Origin of the sequence: Polynucleobacter sp. AM-25C3, assembly GCF_018882335.1 — a bacterium.
Classification (GTDB): domain Bacteria; phylum Pseudomonadota; class Gammaproteobacteria; order Burkholderiales; family Burkholderiaceae; genus Polynucleobacter.
Genome location: NZ_JACVOS010000007.1, coordinates 34,915 through 52,901, shown reverse-complemented (window position 1 = coordinate 52,901; position 17,987 = coordinate 34,915). Strand labels below are relative to the sequence as shown.

At 47.8% G+C, this 17,987-nt stretch carries 18 protein-coding genes; 7 read left to right on the top strand and 11 right to left on the bottom strand.

Annotation, left to right across the window (positions count from 1 at the left end; all coding sequences use genetic code 11):
- Positions 1 to 50: 50 nt before the first annotated feature.
- On the bottom strand, positions 51 to 254 hold the full coding sequence (locus ICN12_RS06295; protein WP_011903586.1) for a cold-shock protein: 204 nt from the start codon (positions 252 to 254) through the stop codon (positions 51 to 53).
- A 276-nt stretch (positions 255 to 530) separates the two neighbouring features.
- Here ICN12_RS06295 and clpS point away from each other — a divergent pair, with 276 nt between their 5' ends.
- Positions 531 to 887, top strand: coding sequence for an ATP-dependent Clp protease adapter ClpS (clpS, locus tag ICN12_RS06290; protein WP_216271751.1), 357 nt, complete (start codon positions 531 to 533; stop codon positions 885 to 887).
- Positions 884 to 3,190 carry an ATP-dependent Clp protease ATP-binding subunit ClpA gene (clpA, locus tag ICN12_RS06285; RefSeq protein ID WP_216271635.1) on the top strand — a complete coding sequence of 769 codons (2,307 nt, stop codon included), beginning with the start codon at positions 884 to 886 and terminating at the stop codon, positions 3,188 to 3,190. The genes clpS and clpA overlap by 4 nt, the downstream gene beginning before the upstream one ends.
- A gap of 103 nt (positions 3,191 to 3,293) precedes the next feature.
- Here clpA and dut read toward each other — a convergent pair whose 3' ends face one another.
- From dut to ICN12_RS06260, 5 genes are read right to left on the bottom strand one after another with little or no spacing between them, the layout of a single operon-like run.
- Positions 3,294 to 3,743 carry a dUTP diphosphatase gene (dut, locus tag ICN12_RS06280; RefSeq protein ID WP_216271634.1) on the bottom strand — a complete coding sequence of 150 codons (450 nt, stop codon included), beginning with the start codon at positions 3,741 to 3,743 and terminating at the stop codon, positions 3,294 to 3,296.
- Between the two features lie 51 nt (positions 3,744 to 3,794).
- Positions 3,795 to 5,006 carry a bifunctional phosphopantothenoylcysteine decarboxylase/phosphopantothenate--cysteine ligase CoaBC gene (coaBC, locus tag ICN12_RS06275; RefSeq protein WP_216271633.1) on the bottom strand — a complete coding sequence of 404 codons (1,212 nt, stop codon included), beginning with the start codon at positions 5,004 to 5,006 and terminating at the stop codon, positions 3,795 to 3,797.
- A 9-nt stretch (positions 5,007 to 5,015) separates the two neighbouring features.
- On the bottom strand, positions 5,016 to 5,510 hold the full coding sequence (gene lspA, locus ICN12_RS06270) for a signal peptidase II (protein WP_216271632.1): 495 nt from the start codon (positions 5,508 to 5,510) through the stop codon (positions 5,016 to 5,018).
- A gap of 30 nt (positions 5,511 to 5,540) precedes the next feature.
- The gene (ileS, locus tag ICN12_RS06265) at positions 5,541 to 8,420 is read right to left on the bottom strand and encodes an isoleucine--tRNA ligase (RefSeq protein WP_370624966.1); all 2,880 of its coding nucleotides are present in this window, start codon (positions 8,418 to 8,420) and stop codon (positions 5,541 to 5,543) included.
- Positions 8,395 to 9,345, bottom strand: a complete 951-nt coding sequence (locus tag ICN12_RS06260; RefSeq protein WP_216271630.1) for a bifunctional riboflavin kinase/FAD synthetase — start codon at positions 9,343 to 9,345, stop codon at positions 8,395 to 8,397. The genes ileS and ICN12_RS06260 overlap by 26 nt, the downstream gene beginning before the upstream one ends.
- 51 nt (positions 9,346 to 9,396) lie before the next feature.
- Between ICN12_RS06260 and purN the strand changes: the two genes are divergently transcribed.
- From purN to ICN12_RS06245, 3 genes are read left to right on the top strand one after another with little or no spacing between them, the layout of a single operon-like run.
- On the top strand, positions 9,397 to 10,026 hold the full coding sequence (purN, locus tag ICN12_RS06255) for a phosphoribosylglycinamide formyltransferase (protein WP_216271629.1): 630 nt from the start codon (positions 9,397 to 9,399) through the stop codon (positions 10,024 to 10,026).
- The gene (locus ICN12_RS06250; RefSeq protein WP_216271628.1) at positions 10,023 to 11,612 is read left to right on the top strand and encodes an RsmB/NOP family class I SAM-dependent RNA methyltransferase; all 1,590 of its coding nucleotides are present in this window, start codon (positions 10,023 to 10,025) and stop codon (positions 11,610 to 11,612) included. Before purN ends, ICN12_RS06250 begins: the two co-directional genes overlap by 4 nt.
- Before the next feature lie 28 nt (positions 11,613 to 11,640).
- A complete protein-coding gene (locus ICN12_RS06245; RefSeq protein WP_255537727.1) occupies positions 11,641 to 12,840 on the top strand; it encodes a DesA family fatty acid desaturase in 1,200 nt (399 codons plus the stop codon).
- A 93-nt stretch (positions 12,841 to 12,933) separates the two neighbouring features.
- On the opposite strand, the gene rpmG is transcribed toward ICN12_RS06245, so the two are convergent.
- The 3 genes from rpmG to radC form a co-directional block, all read right to left on the bottom strand.
- Entirely contained in the window at positions 12,934 to 13,101 is a 168-nt protein-coding gene (gene rpmG / locus ICN12_RS06240) for a 50S ribosomal protein L33 (RefSeq protein WP_015421876.1), read from the bottom strand.
- A gap of 11 nt (positions 13,102 to 13,112) precedes the next feature.
- Positions 13,113 to 13,346, bottom strand: coding sequence for a 50S ribosomal protein L28 (gene rpmB, locus ICN12_RS06235; protein WP_011903570.1), 234 nt, complete (start codon positions 13,344 to 13,346; stop codon positions 13,113 to 13,115).
- 144 nt (positions 13,347 to 13,490) lie between these two features.
- Positions 13,491 to 14,186: a RadC family protein gene (radC, locus tag ICN12_RS06230; RefSeq protein ID WP_370624961.1), complete on the bottom strand. Its 696-nt coding sequence runs from the start codon at positions 14,184 to 14,186 to the stop codon at positions 13,491 to 13,493.
- 30 nt (positions 14,187 to 14,216) lie between these two features.
- Here radC and ICN12_RS06225 point away from each other — a divergent pair, with 30 nt between their 5' ends.
- Positions 14,217 to 14,663 carry an FKBP-type peptidyl-prolyl cis-trans isomerase gene (locus ICN12_RS06225; protein ID WP_216271624.1) on the top strand — a complete coding sequence of 149 codons (447 nt, stop codon included), beginning with the start codon at positions 14,217 to 14,219 and terminating at the stop codon, positions 14,661 to 14,663.
- A gap of 3 nt (positions 14,664 to 14,666) precedes the next feature.
- On the top strand, positions 14,667 to 15,620 hold the full coding sequence (ispH, locus tag ICN12_RS06220) for a 4-hydroxy-3-methylbut-2-enyl diphosphate reductase (RefSeq protein WP_216271622.1): 954 nt from the start codon (positions 14,667 to 14,669) through the stop codon (positions 15,618 to 15,620).
- Positions 15,621 to 15,707: 87 nt separating this feature from the next.
- Here the strand turns inward: ispH and ICN12_RS06215 are convergent, their stop codons facing one another.
- Both ICN12_RS06215 and ICN12_RS06210 read right to left on the bottom strand, forming a co-directional pair.
- Positions 15,708 to 16,901, bottom strand: a complete 1,194-nt coding sequence (locus ICN12_RS06215) for an acetylornithine transaminase (protein ID WP_216271621.1) — start codon at positions 16,899 to 16,901, stop codon at positions 15,708 to 15,710.
- Between the two features lie 43 nt (positions 16,902 to 16,944).
- The gene (locus ICN12_RS06210; RefSeq protein WP_216271619.1) at positions 16,945 to 17,985 is read right to left on the bottom strand and encodes a CDP-6-deoxy-delta-3,4-glucoseen reductase; all 1,041 of its coding nucleotides are present in this window, start codon (positions 17,983 to 17,985) and stop codon (positions 16,945 to 16,947) included.
- Positions 17,986 to 17,987: the final 2 nt, after the last annotated feature.

Here is a 17,987-nt window from a genome sequence, read left to right as displayed (position 1 = left end):
AAAAAAACCCAGGAACAAGTCCTGGGTTTTTAATAATGATCTAAAGCAGATTAAGCTGCTTGGATATTAGTAGCTTGTTTGCCTTTAGGGCCTTGGGTAATATCAAACGTTACCTTTTGGTTTTCCTTGAGGGTTTTGAACCCAGGCATTGTGATTGCGCTGAAATGCGCAAACAACTCTTCTTCACCATCATCAGGTTTGATAAAGCCAAAACCTTTTGCATCATTGAACCACTTAACAATTCCGGTCGCCATGCGAACTCCATTACATAAACTTAAAACAACCGTGATGAGGGTGAATACTTTTTAATCAGTCTCGCTCTACAACACGCCTAAATAGGACTTTAAATAAAGCCTACCCCCCTGATTGTTTGCCCTTTATGGTGGGGTGTCAAGGGGTTGGGCAAAGATAGTTACTTGTAAAGACCCCTTTTTTTATCGAAAAATGCCCCAATATGGGGTTAAGAGGCCTTTCTTGATGGTTTTTTGCAACAAAGCCCTCAAATCCAAATTTATATATCTGTGTTTAGAATGTTTCTCATGAGTCGTACAACGAAAAATCCGACGGTTGGCAGTCCAGGCAACCCCCACATTGAGGACACCATTCTTCTCGAAAAGCAGGCCGAGAAATTAAAGGCGCCTTCGATGTATAAAGTTTTACTATTGAATGACGATTACACGCCAATGGAATTTGTGGTGATGGTGATTCAGGAGTATTTTAATAAAGATCATGAGACGGCTACACGGATCATGTTGCAGGTTCATTTGGTTGGTAAAGGCATTTGCGGTGTATTTACACGTGATGTTGCGGCAACAAAAGTGCATCAAGTTATCGAGCTCTCCCGCGAAGCGGGTCACCCACTACAGTGCACTATGGAGGAAGCATGATTGCCCAGGAACTAGAAGTCAGTTTGCACATGGCGTTTGTTGATGCGCGAGCTTCAAGACATGAATTTATTACGGTCGAGCATTTGCTTGCTGCTTTGTTGGATAACGCAACTGCAGTGGAGGTCTTAAAAGCCTGCGCCGTCAATATTGCTGAGCTTCGCGCACAGCTCAAAAATTTTATTAATGACAATACCCCAGTTGTCCCCGGTAATGATGAAGTCGATACGCAGCCAACCTTAGGCTTCCAGCGTGTGATTCAACGCGCCATCATGCATGTGCAATCCACATCGAATGGTAAGAAAGAAGTCACTGGAGCGAATGTGCTCGTTGCTATCTTTGGTGAAAAAGATTCTCATGCGGTTTACTTCTTGCAGCAGCAAGGTGTAACTCGTTTAGATGTAGTGAACTTTATTAGTCATGGTGTGCGCAAAGATCAAACCGAGCATGTGAAACCTGCTGAATCTGCTCAAGAGACTGAAGAGGCTGGCTCAAGTGGCAAAGAGAGTCCTTTAGAGCAATACACCCAGAACCTCAATGTCTTAGCCAAGCAAGGCAAAATTGATCCGCTAATCGGGCGCGATAGCGAAGTCGAGCGAGTCATTCAGGTGCTTTGCCGTCGTCGCAAAAATAATCCCTTATTGGTGGGTGAGGCGGGCGTTGGTAAGACTGCAATTGCTGAAGGTCTAGCATGGCGCATTGTTAAGGGTGATGTACCAGAGATTTTGGCTGATGCCACAGTCTATTCATTGGACATGGGCACGCTATTGGCGGGCACTAAGTACCGTGGAGATTTTGAGCAACGCTTGAAAAGCGTTCTCAAGTCTTTAAAAGATAGTGCCCATGGCGTCTTATTTATTGATGAAATTCATACCTTGATCGGTGCGGGCGCTGCTTCTGGTGGCACATTAGATGCAAGCAACTTACTCAAGCCTGCTTTGTCGAATGGTCAGCTCAAATGCATTGGCGCAACCACCTTTACTGAGTACCGCGGCATTTTTGAAAAAGATGCGGCCTTGTCACGTCGATTCCAGAAGGTGGATGTCGTTGAGCCAACCGTTGATCAGACTGTACAAATCCTGCGTGGCCTCAAGTCTCGCTTTGAGGAGCACCACGGCGTTAAATATGCCGCCGCCGCTTTGGTAGCGGCCGCCGAGCTTTCTGCGCGCTACATTAATGATCGTCATTTGCCAGATAAGGCAATTGATGTGATTGATGAGGCTGGTGCCGCTCAGCGCATTTTGCCCAAATCCAAGCAGAAGAAAACCATTGGTCGTCCAGAGATTGAGGAGATCGTAGCGAAGATCGCCCGAATACCGCCACAGTCCGTCACTGTGGATGATCGCAGCAAGTTGCAAACGCTCGATCGCGACATTAAGAGCGTGGTGTTTGGGCAGGATCCTGCAATTGAGGCATTGGCCAGTGCTATCAAGATGACTCGTGCTGGTCTTGGCAAGATTGATAGACCGATTGGTTCCTTCTTGTTCTCAGGCCCAACTGGTGTTGGTAAAACTGAAGTTGCCAAACAGCTTGCATATATTTTGGGGATTGAGCTTCTCCGCTTTGATATGTCTGAGTACATGGAGCGTCATGCAGTCAGCCGTTTAATTGGCGCGCCTCCTGGCTACGTTGGCTTTGATCAAGGCGGCTTGTTAACTGAGGCCGTCAGCAAGAAACCGCATTGCGTTCTCTTGCTTGATGAGATTGAAAAAGCACATCCAGATATTTTCAATATTCTCTTGCAGGTAATGGATCACGGTACCCTCACGGATAACAATGGTCGTAAGACGGATTTCCGTAATGTCATCATCATCATGACAACCAATGCTGGTGCCGAAGCGATGCAGAAGTCCACTATCGGCTTTACCAATGCGCGTGAGTCTGGTGATGAGATGGCGGATATTAAGAAGTTCTTCACGCCAGAGTTCCGCAACCGTTTAGATGCGATTGTCTCCTTCAAAGCACTTGATGAAAGCATCATCATGCGCGTAGTTGATAAGTTCTTGATGCAACTAGAAGAACAACTACACGAGAAGAAGGTGGATGCAACGTTTAGCTCCGCATTGCGCGCACATCTTGCTAAGCATGGCTTTGATCCTCTCATGGGCGCAAGACCAATGCAGCGCATTATTCAAGACACCGTTCGCAAAGCGCTCGCTGACGAATTGCTATTTGGTAAATTGGCTCAGGGTGGTCATGTAGATGTCGACATCGATGCTGATGGCAAGGTGCAGCTAGAGTTTGATGCTCCAGCCCTTACCGGCAAGGCACCCAAGGCTGATGTTGCACCAGTTGAGGAAATTTAAATTTCAATAGCTGTATAAGCGTTTGATGGAAAAGAAAAACCACCTGAGGGTGGTTTTTCTTTTGAGCAACGAGATTAATTCAGTATGGCTTTATGGCTCTTGCTTAGCCTCGGCCGGTACTTCCAAACCCGCTGGCCCCACGACTACTCTCTGTGAACTCTTCAACCACCTTGAGCTCTACTTGTTGTACAGGCATCACCACCAGCTGAGCCAAGCGTTCCATTGGCTCGAGCTTAAATGCCGCGGAGCCACGATTCCATGTGCTCACCATCAGTTGACCTTGGTAATCCGAATCAATTAGCCCTACAAGGTTCCCCAGTACGATGCCATGCTTATGGCCTAGGCCAGAGCGCGGGAGGATGAATGCTGCATATCTCGGATCTTCTACGTAGATTGCTAAGCCTGTCGGTACGAGCACTGTCTGTCCTGGCGCAATTTCAATGATCTCATCAATGCAAGCGCGTAAATCTAAGCCTGCGCTACCAGGAGTGCCGTATGCTGGTAATTGATCGCGCATACGCTCATCGAGAATTTTGACTTGAAGTTGTTGCATGGAAGTTCCTAAAGCGAGATAGAAATAATTGAAATGAAAGCGAGAAAGAGATTAGATTTTTTTTGCGACTAGCAGGATGAGCTGACGTGCAAGCTGGAGCTTTTCCGCCTTAGCAATTTTCTTGCTACCGCCTTCATCAATGATGAGGAGTTGGTTGAGGTCGCTACCAAAAGTATCTGGGCCAATATTGCCGACGACCATCGGAATGCCTTTGCGTTTACGCTTCTCTTCAGCATGTTTTTGGAGATCGGTAGATTCTGCTGCAAAGCCAACGCAGTATGGGTGTAACTTACCGCCTTTGGTTTTAACCGTCTTGGCAACATCGGCAAGGATGTCTGGGTTGGCCACAAACTCTAAACTTGGAGCTTGCTTACCTTGGCGCTTAATCTTGTCTTTAGCTGGTTTGGCAATGCCCCAGTCAGCGACTGCAGCAACGGCAAAGAAAATATCGCAGTCAGTAGATTGCATTGTGGCTGTATGCATCTCTTTAGCGCTAACTACATTGGTACGCGTAATTTTCCCTGTTGCAACTAATGGCGTATCTAGATCGCAAGGACCGGCTATGAGGTGAACCTCTGCGCCAGCCTCAACTGCTGCACGCGCAATCGCAAAACCCATCTTGCCTGAGCTGCGATTGGTGATGCCGCGAACGGGATCAATGGCTTCAAAAGTGGGGCCGGCAGTAATGAGAACCCGTTTGCCCGCTAATGGTTTTTTCTGAAAAAAGGCAATCAGTTGCTCGGTAATTTCTGCGGGTTCGAGCATGCGTCCAAAGCCGACCTCACCACAAGCCTGAAAGCCACTTGCTGGGCCAAGCAATGCAACGCCATCTTCTGTGAGACGCTGCGCACTTCTTTGTGTCGCTGCATGCTCCCACATTTGTTTGTTCATTGCCGGTGCTAATAGGAGCGGGCAATCTCTTGCTAGGCACAGCGTGCTTAGCAAATCATCAGCCAAACCTAAAGAAAGCTTTGCCATGAGATCGGCACTTGCTGGGGCAATCAAAATTGCATCGGCCGCTCTGGAAAGTTCAATGTGGGCCATATTGTTGGCAATGCTGCTATCCCACTGACTGGTGTAAACCGGATTGCCTGTGAGTGCTTGCATGGTGACTGGCGTCACAAACTGCTGAGCAGCTTCTGTCATCACTACTTGGACGCTGGCACCCTCTTGCATCAACTGGCGCGCTAGCTCGGCAGACTTATAGGCTGCAATGCCACCAGAAATGCCTAGAACGATTTTCTTATTTAAAAGTGATTGCATGGCGCCAGCTTAAAGGGATTGGGAGGTTTTGCCAAATGACTTGCGTAGCTCGCCCCAAATAATGAGGGCTGCACCAATACAAATAGCGCTATCAGCAATATTGAAGGCTGGCCAATGCCAGTTGGCGTAATGTAGGTCAATAAAGTCCACTACAGCGCCATACATGATGCGATCGAGGACATTGCCTAGTGCGCCACCCAGGATCAGACTAAGAGCCCAGCAGAGCATTTTGTCGCCCAAGCTCTTGTGCAGCAGCCAAATAATATAAGCAGAAGCTGCTAGGCCAAGGATGGTGAAGAACCAGCGCTGCCAGCCAGATCCCTGCGCTAAAAATGAAAACGCTGCCCCTGGATTAAATAATAGGAGCCAATTCATAAATGGCAAAACAGGTTTAGGCACTCCCAACTGCAAATTGCTCAAGGCTGACCATTTGCTCAGTTGGTCTAGTAATAGCGCAATGATTGCAATAGCTAGATAACGGAGAAAAGATAGGTTTGTAGTCATGATGTTGTGGTGGTCTGTGTGCTGTCTTGTTTATGCAAACAAGCGTGCTTCGCCATCCCCAAAAAGATTGCTAATGCAGCGACCGCACAACTCTGGATGTTCCGCATTAGCGCCAACATCTTGAGTGTGATGCCAGCAGCGACCACATTTCTTATATTGACTGCCACGTACCAACACTTCTAGGCCCTCATTGCTGAGTTGGAGATTTGCGCTAGAAGTAATAGTGACAAAGCGTAAGTCATCTTCAAGAGAATGCAAAATTGCAAAATCGACATCACCTACTTTAATAGTGAGTTCCGCTTGTAAGGATGAACCTACATTGCCAGCTTCACGCTCAATCTCAATCGCCTTGGTGACTTCAGAGCGAATTTCACGAATACGATTCCATTTGGCGAGCAGCTCTGTTGCTTGAACAATTTCGGGGAAGGTGCCAAACTCTTCCATGAAGATGGATTCACTTGGTTTCTCACCTGCACCCTGTGGGAATGCCAACCAAGCTTCTTCAGCAGTAAAAGAGAGGAATGGTGCCAACCATTTCAGTAGGTTGCGAGTGATATGGAAAAGCGCATTTTGTGCGGCACGACGCTCTTTCGAATCCGGAGCATTTGTATAGAGGCGGTCTTTCAGAATATCTAAGTAGAAGCCACCCAAATCTTCTGAGCAGAAAGTGAGCATGCGCGCTACAGCAGGTTGGAATTCGTAAGCTTTGTAGTGCGCTTGTACGTCTTGCTGTAATTGATTGGCAAGGGCAACGGCATAACGATCAATCTCTAGCCATTCACTTGAAGGCATCGCATCCTTGCTGGGATCAAAGTCAGATAGGTTGGCCAGCAAGAAACGCAATGTATTGCGAATGCGACGATAGCTCTCCACTACGCGTTTCAGAATCTCGTCCGAGATGGTCATCTCGCCGGAGTAATCAGTGGAGGCTACCCACAGACGAATAATCTCTGCCCCTAACTTGTCAGCAACTTGCTGCGGGGCAATCACGTTGCCCACAGACTTACTCATCTTGCGACCTTGGCCATCCACAGTAAAACCGTGAGTCAGGAGCGCTTTATAAGGCGGCTTGCCATCCAGCATGGCGCCAGTCAGCAAAGAAGAGTGGAACCAACCGCGATGTTGATCTGAGCCTTCAAGATACAAGTCGGCTAAACGACCATCTGCATTCTCGGCTTCTGGACGATAGAGCTCATCCCGATGCGAACCACGAATAACGTGCCAATGGGTGGTGCCGGAGTCAAACCACACATCCAAAGTGTCACGATTCTTTTCGTATTGAGCCGCTTCCTCGCCAAGTAGCTCAGCCACTTCCAGTTTTTGCCAGGCTTCAATACCTTCTTTTTCAATACGCTTAGCAATTTCTTCCAGCAATTCCACCGTGCGGGGATGTGGTTCACCGCTTTCCTTGTGAACAAAGAAAGCCATTGGGACGCCCCATTGGCGCTGACGTGACAAAGTCCAATCCGGACGATTGGCAATCATGCTGCTCAAGCGCTGCTTACCCCACGCTGGGAAGAACTCAGTATTTTCAATGCCAGCTAATGCTGCTTCGCGCAGACTCGCTTTTCCATCGGATGGTTTTTTGTCCATGCTCGCAAACCACTGAGAAGTCGCGCGATAAATAATCGGTGACTTATGGCGCCAGCAGTGCATATAAGAGTGGGTATAAGTCTTATCTCTGAGCAGGCTCCCTGCTTCACGCATTGCTTCCACAATCTTGGGATTGGCTTTCCAAATATATTCATTTGCAAAGAGTGGTAGCCAAGAAGCATAGACACCATTCCCCATCACTGGGTTCAAGATGTCTTTATCGGCCAGCTTGTTTGCCTTGCAGGACTTAAAGTCTTCCTCACCATAGGCTGGTGCGGAGTGCACTACACCAGTACCGGTGTCGAGCGTCACATATTCTGCGGGGTAGATTGGGGAAAGGCGTTTGTACCCTTCATGCAATGGAGCAAGAGGGTGCCAGAATGAAATATTTGCCAACTGACTACCCAAGCAAGTGCCAATGACTTTGCCTTCAAGCCCGAAATCATCTAAGCAAGTTTCTACGCGATCTTCTGCCAAGATCAGCAACTTATCGCCAGTGTCTACCAAGGCGTAGCTGAGCTCAGGATGAACATTCAATGCTTGGTTTGATGGAATAGTCCAAGGGGTTGTTGTCCAGATCACAATCATTCCAGGCTTGGCTGGAATCTCAGGTAGGCCAAATGCTTTTGCCAGCTGTGGACGCTGTGCATCATCAAATGCAAAACCAACATCTACTGTTGGATCTGTCTTATCTTGGTATTCCACTTCAGCTTCCGCAAGGGCGGAGCCGCAATCGAAACACCAGTTCACTGGCTTTAAGCCGCGGAAGACATAACCCTTTTCCCAGATCTTCCCAAGCGCACGAATCTCATCAGCCTCATTGCGAAAGTTCATGGTCAGGTAAGGGTTGTTCCAATCACCCAAAACTCCTAAGCGCTCAAAGTCGATCTTTTGCTTGTCAACCTGCACTTGCGCATAGGCACGTGCTTTCGCTTGCACTTCAGCCGTCGGCAGATTCTTGCCAAACTGTTTTTCAATCTGAATCTCAATTGGCATGCCATGGCAATCCCAACCTGGGACATATACAGAGTCAAAACCCATTAACCAACGGGACTTCACAATCATGTCCTTGAGGATTTTGTTTACTGCGTGACCAATATGAATATCGCCATTTGCATATGGAGGACCATCATGCAAAATAAATTTTGGTTGATTGGCATGCGCTGCACGAATCTTTTCATAGAGTTTATTTTTCTGCCATTGAGCAACCCACTGAGGCTCACGTTTTGGCAGATCTCCCCGCATCGGAAATGAGGTCTCTAGAAGATTGACGGGATAAGTATTTTCTTTTTCAGACATATGATTTTTTCTGGAAATAATTTCTGGCATGCGCTGCATCAGATGCAATCGCTTTGGTAAGGGTTTCGAGGTCGGAGTACTTCGCCTCATCACGAATTTTTTCTAAGAGTTCTACGGTAATAATTTTTCCGTAGACATCAGCGTTGTAATCGAAGATGTGCGTCTCCAGCAATACGCGACCTGCATCTTCAACTGTGGGTCTGACGCCAAGACTAGCAACGGCTGGGAGCGGCTTATCGCCAAGGCCAATCACTTGAGCGGTAAAGATTCCGCTGGTTGCTGGCTTACGGTGATGCAGGTGATTTGCAACAGCAAGATTTAATGTGGGGAAGCCTAGTGTGCGCCCCAGTTTCTGGCCATGAATGACGTGCCCGGAAATTCCGTAAGGGCGACCTAATAATTTACTAGCTTGTTCCATAGTTCCATTGGCTAATGCATTGCGCAATGCTGAGCTAGATATTCTTTCACCATCTTCGAGCACTGTATGAATACTCGAAACTTCAAATCCATACTTTTCACCAGCAGCTTTCAGGCTTGCAAAATTGCCAGCGCGTTTTGCGCCATAGCAAAAATCATCTCCAATCAAAATCCATTTGGCATGAAGTTGTTTGACAATGATTTCAGAAACAAATTCTTCTGGCGTCAGGCGAGCGAATGCCTTGTTGAAATGCTCCACTACTACACGATCAATGCCGATGTCGGCAAAGGCGGCAAGCTTGTCGCGTAAATTCAGAATCCGTGGGGGCGCTTGCTCTGGCGAGAAAAATTCCTTGGGGTGTGGCTCAAATGTCATGACGCAACTAACTAAGCCACGTTCTTGAGCGCCATCCTGCAGTTGTTTGAGTAGGGCGCGATGACCCCTGTGCACGCCATCGAAATTACCGATGCTTAAGGCACATGCCGGTCCTGCAGAAAACTGGGTAGGTCCACGGAATACGTTCACTAAATTGCTCTCAGGGTCGCTTTCGGGGTAACCATCAATTATATTGTGGGCATGCCTTCTATCGTCACCTTAATCTCAGGCCGCGGATCCAATTTCGAGGCCATTGTCAAAACTGCTCAAAAAGAGCATTGGCCAGTCACTTTTGCAGGGGTGATTGCTAATCACTCTGCAGCTAAGGGCCTTGATTTTGCTCGCTCCCAGGGCATTCCTGCCTTTGCCATTGAGCACAAAGAGCACGCCACACGCGAGTCTTTTGATGCTGCCCTCATCGCGAAAATCGATGAATTGGGGGCTGATTTATTGGTTTTGGCCGGTTTTATGAGAATTTTGACCCCAGGCTTTATTCGCCATTTTGAGGGTCGCCTCATCAATATTCACCCAGCCTTGCTGCCCGCCTTCCCAGGTTTGCACACTCATGAGCGTGCTTTAGAGGCTGGCGCCACTGAGCATGGGGCTAGCGTGCACTTTGTCACCGAGGGGGTGGATGAGGGTCCCATCATCTGCCAAGCCTCAGTTCCAGTGCTCCCAGGAGATGACGTCGATAGTTTGGCCGCCCGGGTTTTAGCTGCAGAGCATCAGATTTACCCGCGGGCCGTAAAATGGTTCCTAGATGGACGATTGCGAATAGAAGGTAATCAAGTTCAGGTTCAACCACCGGAGTCGCAATTAATAAAATTATGAGTAAAGAACGTTCATCCCGCGGAGCCAGCGCTGGCAGTAAATCTGGATCTAGATCCGGATCCAGGCTAGGCCCACAAAAAAGTTACGCTGCTAAATCAAAAGATCCTTTGCGTCGCCCAGAGCGTCGTAATGCGAGCGGCAACATCATTGCGCCTGAAGGTCAAAAAAACTTTTCCAATGCGAAGGCTTTGCCTCAGCATGCGATTCATTTAGAACGATTGCTTCCAGAGTTGCTTAATTTCGAGCAGCCTGCTGATCGGGTTGTGAGTCGGTATTTCCGCTCCGAGCCACAGCTGGGTAATCGTGACCGTGCTCTGATTGCGGAGAGTGCATTTGCCATCTTGCGTCGCAAAAATGAGTTCTCTCAATTTGCCTCTAGCGGTGAAGGCTCGCAAGCTAGACGCTTAGCCCTATTGGGTTTGATGTCCGCTCTAACCGAGGGTGGACTGGGTTCTGCCAATCGTGCGGAGAGTGCGATTGCTGATCTGGCTCACGTGCTAAAGCCTGGTGAATACGAGTGGTTGCAACGTTTTGCAACGGTTGATCCAAGTGCGCTTAATCCATTGGTTCGTAACAATTTACCGGAATGGCTTTGGGATGCTTTTGGAAAATATCCCGGCGAAGAAACGCGTGAAGCACTGGCTAAATCACTGATGCATCCAGCCCTTTTGGATCTGCGTGCCAACACCATGAAAACCACTCGTGAGCAATTGCTTGTCGAGATGAATGCATTAGGCGGTCGCTATCAAGCTATCCCAACTCCGTACGCACCCGATGGTGTTCGCATCATGGGCAAGCCCGCCTTGCAAAATACCGTGGGTTTTAAGGCGGGGATGTTTGAAGTTCAAGATGAAGGCAGCCAGCTCTTGGCTTACTTACTTGCCCCAAAGCGTGGCGAGATGGTGGTGGACTTTTGTGCTGGTGCTGGCGGAAAGACCTTGGCGATTGGAGCGATCATGCGTTCTACAGGGCGCTTGTATGCTTTAGACACATCTGAGCGTCGTCTGGCCAATTTAAAGCCACGACAAGCCCGTAGTGGCCTCTCTAATGTCCATCCTGTATGGATTGATAGTGAGAATGATGCCAAGATCAAGCGTTTAGCTGGAAAGATTGATCGAGTTTTAGTAGATGCCCCTTGTAGCGGCATGGGAACTTTGCGTCGCAATCCGGATTTGAAGTGGCGTCAGACCCCAGAAGGCGTTCTAGAGCTCAATCAAAAGCAGATGAATATCCTGGCTTCCGCAAGCCGCTTGCTCAAGCCAGGTGGCCGCTTGGTTTATGCCACTTGCAGCTTGCTGCCACAAGAAAACCAGCAAATTGCAGAAGATTTCTTGGCAAAACACCCTAATTTTGAGGCTGTTCCTGCTGCTGAAGTTCTTAAGCCCCTGTTTCCAAAGGATAAATTACCTTTAGGATGTAGTTCTGATAATCCTTGGTGGCAGTTGTGGCCGCATATTCATGGTACGGATGGCTTCTTTGGTGCTGTTTTCCAGAAAAAAGCCGCTGTTTCTGCAGTAACTGTCGATAAAGATGACGAAAAGTCGGTAAAAGTCAAAAGCAAGAAAGTTGTTAAAGAACTAAAATAGGGGTTTAGATCTTTTAGGGATGCCCCTTTTGAATACAGCTTCAGCCTCAGGTTTTGATTTATTCCTTAACTGGCTTTCTCACGGCCACTTAAATTGGGCTTGGTGGCAAATCATCGTCTTCACCTTGGTGGTGACGCACATTACGATTGCCGCTGTAACCATCTTCTTGCACCGATGCCAGGCGCACCGTGCTTTGGACTTGCATCCGATCATGTCCCATTTTTTCCGTTTCTGGCTTTGGCTAACAACGGGTATGGTGACCAAAGAATGGGCGGCAATTCATCGCAAGCATCACGCCAAGTGCGAGACGATTGATGACCCGCATAGCCCACAAATTTTAGGTATTGGCACAGTGCTTACACGTGGCGCTGAGCTTTATAAAAAGGAATCCCGCAACCAGGAGACTTTAGATAAGTTTGGTCATGGCACGCCAGATGACTGGCTCGAGCGCAACATCTACTCTAAATTTTCTTGGCAGGGTGTTGCCTTAATGTTGATCATTGATGTGTTCTTGTTTGGCGCAATTGGTTTGACAGTGTGGGCAGTGCAAATGCTGTGGATCCCAATTACCGCCGCAGGAATTATTAATGGCATCGGTCACTACTGGGGCTATCGCAATTACGACTATGAAGATGCTTCAACCAATATTTTCCCTTGGGGCATTTTGATTGGTGGAGAAGAGTTGCACAACAACCATCACACCTTCGCTACAAGCGCTAAGCTTTCTAGTAAATGGTATGAGTTTGATATTGGTTGGATGTACATTCAGATGATGAGTGCCGTTGGCCTAGCTAAGGTGAAGAAGACTTCTCCTAAGCCGGTTTTAAGTAATTTGCGTCCTGCCGATCAAGGCACGCTCGAAGCCATCATTGCAAACCGTTATGAAATCATGGCGCGCTATAGCAAGACTTTGCGTAGCTTCTTCAATAATGAAGTTCAACATATGCAAGTGTTAGCCGCCCACCTGAAGGACGCCCGCACTTGGTTGGGTAAAGATGAATCCCGTTTGACTGTAGAAGAAAAAACCAATCTGGAAGAGTTGATGGCAACGAATGCACAGCTACGAAAGATGATTGAAATGCGTCGTGATTTACAGGCTATTTGGAGCCGTTCTAATGCGACAGGCGAACAACTGGTATCGCAATTGCATTCATGGTGTCAGCGGGCAGAAGATAGTGGCTTGAGCACTTTGCGTGACTTCTCATTAAGGTTGCGTCGTTATGTTTAAGTCTGTGACTCGGCTAAAAACCAAGGCGACAATAAAAAACCCGCTGATGTAGCGGGTTTTTTATTTGCAGCAAATAAATATCGAATCGATAAATTACTTGAGCTTTGTTTCTTTGTAAGCAACGTGCTTGCGAATGGTTGGATCAAATTTCATGATCTCCATTTTCTCAGGCTTTGTACGCTTGTTTTTTGAAGTTGTATAGAAGTGACCAGTACCAGCTGATGACTCTAATTTGATTTTTTCTCTGCCGCCTTTAGCCATTTGTGCGCTCCTTAAATTTCGCCACGTGCACGGAGATCAGACAACACAGCATCAATGCCGTTCTTGTCGATAACGCGCAAACCAGCATTGGTTAAGCGCAAGCTAATCCAACGGTTTTCAGATTCAACCCAGAAACGACGATTTTGCAAATTCGGCAAAAAGCGACGCTTCGTTTTATTGTTTGCATGGGATACATTGTTGCCAACCATCGGCTTCTTCCCAGTGACTTGGCAAACTTTTGCCATGACATAACTCCATTAATTGCGAAAAAAGAAGATTGTATCAGTCTCCACCCACTTTGATCTACCCCTAATTGGCTTTAGTTTTAAGGATTTAACTGCCCAACTGGGAATAATGGTCAAAATTAGCCATTAAGTTAGTGATTACTTCTAATTTAAGTCATTTTTCATAAGGCCTGCATCAGAAAATGAGAAAAAACCGCTATTACTCACAATGCAGTGATCTAAAAGCGGAATATCAACCAACTGCAAGGCTTTTGCCAACATCTTGGTTAATTCTTGATCGGCAATACTGGGGAGTGGGTTTCCGCTGGGGTGGTTGTGTGCCACGATGAGGGCACTGGCATTCCTGGCAAGGGCCTCCTTAAGGATTTCTCGGGGGTAGACGGCAGTATGGGTTAGGGAGCCTCTAAAGAGCTCCTGGCACTCAATCAGGTGTAGCCGGGAGTCGAGGTATAGGCAAAGGAAGACTTCATGCGGTAGGCGCCCAAATCTAGCTTGCAAGAACTCTCTGACATAGCTTGGTGAAGAAAAAACAGAATCCTGGGAAAGAGTTTCCTCGAGACTGCGCTTGACGAGCTCATAGGCGGCCTGAATTTGTGACCATTTGGAAATACCCATTCCATGAATCTGGGTTAATTCCTCCGGGGAGCAGGATAGTAGGCGAGGCAGATTGCCGAAATGATGGAGTAAATCTTCCGCCAAGGCCACCGCGGTTTTACCCTTCACGCCGACACGAAGAAAGATGGCGAGTAACTCGGCATCGCTTAGGGCCGTCGCCCCTAGGGCGCGCAGTTTTTCCCGTGGTCGCTCTATTTTTGGCCATTCGCTAATTGGGGAGTGCACGCTGGTGGCCGGTCTAGATACAATTACCTTATGACTAAGCTTACGGTTTTGCCCAATTCCTTCCTGACCCTCAACTACCGGCTGACTTTGCCTAGCGGAGATGATTACATCAATACTTTTATCGATCGGCCTGCGACGGTGATGATGGGTTCTGGACAATTTGCGCCTTGTTTTGAAAAGGTGTTGATTGGATTGGCTGTAGGTGAAAAGAAAAGTGCTTTATTGCCACCAGAAGAAAGTTTTGGTGAGCGTAAAGAAGAATTAATTCAGTGGGTCTCTTTGAGCGCACTCAAAGAAGGGCGCGATGATGATGTGGAATTTAATCCGGGCGATGTGATTGAATTTAATGCGCCTGGTGGCGCGCAATACGCTGGTGTATTGCAATCGATTAACGAAAAGGGTGCTTGGTTTGATTTCAACCACCCGCTTGCTGGAAGGCCCGTAACCTTTGAAGCTGAAATCGTTGCGATTCTCTAATCGATGAGCAAGCAAACTACTGCGCAAGATTCCGCAGAAATTTTGATGGCCCAGCCCCGCGGCTTTTGTGCGGGCGTGGATAGGGCCATCAACATCGTCAATGAAGCGCTCACGCGTTTTGGTGCACCAATTTATGTGCGTCACGAGATTGTTCACAATGCTTATGTCGTGAATGGTTTGCGTGATAAGGGTGCAGTTTTTGTTGAGGAATTGCATGAGGTTCCTAAAGGTGGCATTGTGGTGTTTAGTGCACATGGTGTTTCTCAAGAAGTTCGTGCGGATGCTGAATCACGCGGACTGCAGGTATATGACGCAACTTGCCCATTGGTAACTAAGGTTCATCTTGAAGTCGTGAAGATGTGTAAAGAAGGCTTCACGGTCTTGATGATTGGTCACGCTGGTCACCCAGAGGTCGAAGGCACGATGGGGCAGGTAAAAGAAGGTGTTTATCTGATTGAAAAAGTCACCGAGGTTGCCAGCCTGCCTTTTGCTGAACATGAAAAAATTGCTTTTGTAACGCAAACCACACTCTCCGTAGATGAGACAAAAGAAATCGTTGACGCTCTAACGAAAAAATTTCCGAATATTGTTCAGCCCCGTAAACAAGATATTTGCTACGCCACACAAAATCGCCAGGATGCCGTGAAATTCATGGCGCCGCAGGTTGAGGTAGTGATTGTGGTGGGAAGTAAGGCGAGCTCTAACTCGAATCGCTTGCGTGAATTGGCTGAAAAACTCGGCGTACCGGCTTACATGGTGGATGCGCCCGAGCAATTACAGGCGGAATGGTTTGTCGGCAAGAAAAGAGTGGGTTTGACTGCGGGTGCATCAGCACCTGAGAGTCTTGCACAGTCAATTGTGGAAAAGATTCAAGAATTTGGTCCACGGAGCATTCGTAACTTGGAAGGTGTAGTGGAGGACATTACATTCTCATTGCCCAAAAATTTAGTTGGCTAGCAACTCATTGGTAGCTCAGTAGTTTGATTCATGTAGCAAAAAGCAAAGGGGCTCGAGGCCCCTTTATTGCATTCAAGCTTAATGTTTTTAGACGACTTGCTTGAGTAACTCTCTCAAGATGTTGCACATCTGACGGATTTCATCATCGGCGACATTGAGTGCTGGCATAAAGCGCAACAGATTGGGTCTTGGTGAGTTAATTAGCAAACCTTCTGGAGTTCTATCGCGCGCTAGTTCAACTAACTTTCCGCCAATGTCACTGCTGAGCATCAGGGCGCGCAATAGTCCTTCGCCACGCTCACCAGCTAGATTAAATTCTGCGGAGATGGAAAGCAGTTCTTTGCTAAGTAATTCACCTTTTGTACGAACAGACTCTAAGAAACCTGGCGCCAAGAGTTGCTCAATGACGCTAATGCCCACTGCAGTCATGAGCGGGTTGCCGTTATAGGTGCCACCTTGATCTCCGGGCACAAAACAAGCCACAGCATCAGTCGCCATCAATGCAGCCAAAGGAACGCCACCACCAATGCCTTTACCCAAAGTCATGATATCTGGCTCAATGCCATAGTGCTGGTATGCAAATAGTGTGCCGGTACGGCCACAGCCAGCCTGCACTTCATCAACGATCAAGAGAATATTGTTTTCATTGGTGAACTTGCGCAAGCTTTGCATAAATTCTTTTGTTACTGGAATCACGCCGCCTTCACCTTGAACAGGCTCGAGCATTACTGCAACTGTTTTATCGGTGACCAGTTTTTTTACGGACTCTAAATCATTTAAGTCTGCCTTTGGAAAACCAGGAACTTGTGGGGCAAACATGGTGTCCCAACCCGGCTTACCAGAGGCGCTCATGGTAGCTAGGGTACGACCATGAAAACTGTGATCAAAGGTGATTATTTCAAAGGCGCCAGATTTATTGAGCTGTCCCCATTTACGCGCTAATTTAATTGCGCCTTCATTGGCTTCTGCACCGCTGTTAGCAAAGAAAACCTTATTGAAGCAGCTGTTCTCCGTCAATAGGTTTGATAAGCGAATCATTGGCTCGTTATAAAACGCTGGACTCGGATTAATCAGTTTCTTTGCTTGCGCATTGAGTGCCTCAATCATGCCTGGATTGCTGTGGCCGAGACAGTTCACTGCCCAGCCTTGCAAGAAATCCAAGTAGCGCTTGCCATTGTTATCGGTAAGCCATGAGCCATTACCCTCAACCATGACCAGTTCAGGTCGTGGGGTAATAAACATCACGGAGTGGGCATCTACGGATTGGGCTGGCTTATTCATGTTGTTTGCTTGGTGAGATCAAATCAGGTTTCTATTATCAGGCTTAGTTCGTTGCGAGGTCAGCAGCACTGGTAAAGGAGTCTGCATAGAATTCTTCCTCAGGCAAATGACAGTGAGATGAAAAGTCCTGGCGGGCTGCGTTGACCATGACAGGGGCGCCACAGGCGTACACCTGGAAGTTGCCCATGTCAGCGTGGTCGGCAATGACGGCTTGGTGAACAAAGCCCGTACGGCCACTCCACTGATCAGTTGGGAGTGCATCTGAGATCACGGGGATGTATTTAAATTCTGGAATTTCTTTCGCCCAGGACCGGCAGAGAGTGTCGAGATAGAGGTCGCTCGGGCGACGTCCACCCCAGTACAGATGAATCGGGCGCTGAATTTTTTTAAACTGCATCTGTTCAACAATCGATTTGATGGGCGCAAAGCCAGTACCTGCAGCAACAAAAATAATCGGTTTCTTGGAGCCTTTCCTTAAGAAAAAGCTGCCTAACGGCCCTTCGAAACGCAGAATATCTTTTTCTTTGAGGGCTGGTTCTTTTGCACCAAAGACAAAATCGGTGAATAGTCCGCCTGGTAGATGGCGAATGTGCAACTCCATTGGACCTTCTTGATCGGGTGCGTTCGCAATCGAGTAGGCGCGGCGATGACCATCTTTCAGCAGAAATTCTAAATATTGACCAGCCAGAAATTGAAAACGTTCGGTTGCTGGCAATTGCAACTTCAGAATCGCCACATCCTCACTGGGTTTTGAAATCGAATTCACGCGACAAGGCACCTTACGAATTGCGATATCCCCGGCACCTTGAACTTCACGCGCTTCAATCAGGAGATCGGATTTGGCATGGGCGCAGCAAAATAAGGTGCTACCCGCCGCTTCATCGGCTGGGCTGAGGGCGGCCGCACTATGCTGGCCATGCTCTACCCGACCTTCTAGGATCTTTCCTTTACAGGAGCCGCAGGCACCGTTTTTACAGCCATAAGGGAGGGTGATGCCCTGCTGGAGGGCGGCCTCTAAGAGGGTCTCATCCTTTTGGACAGTAAATTGTTTGCCGCTCGCTTTGAGCGTGACTTGGTAAGACACTC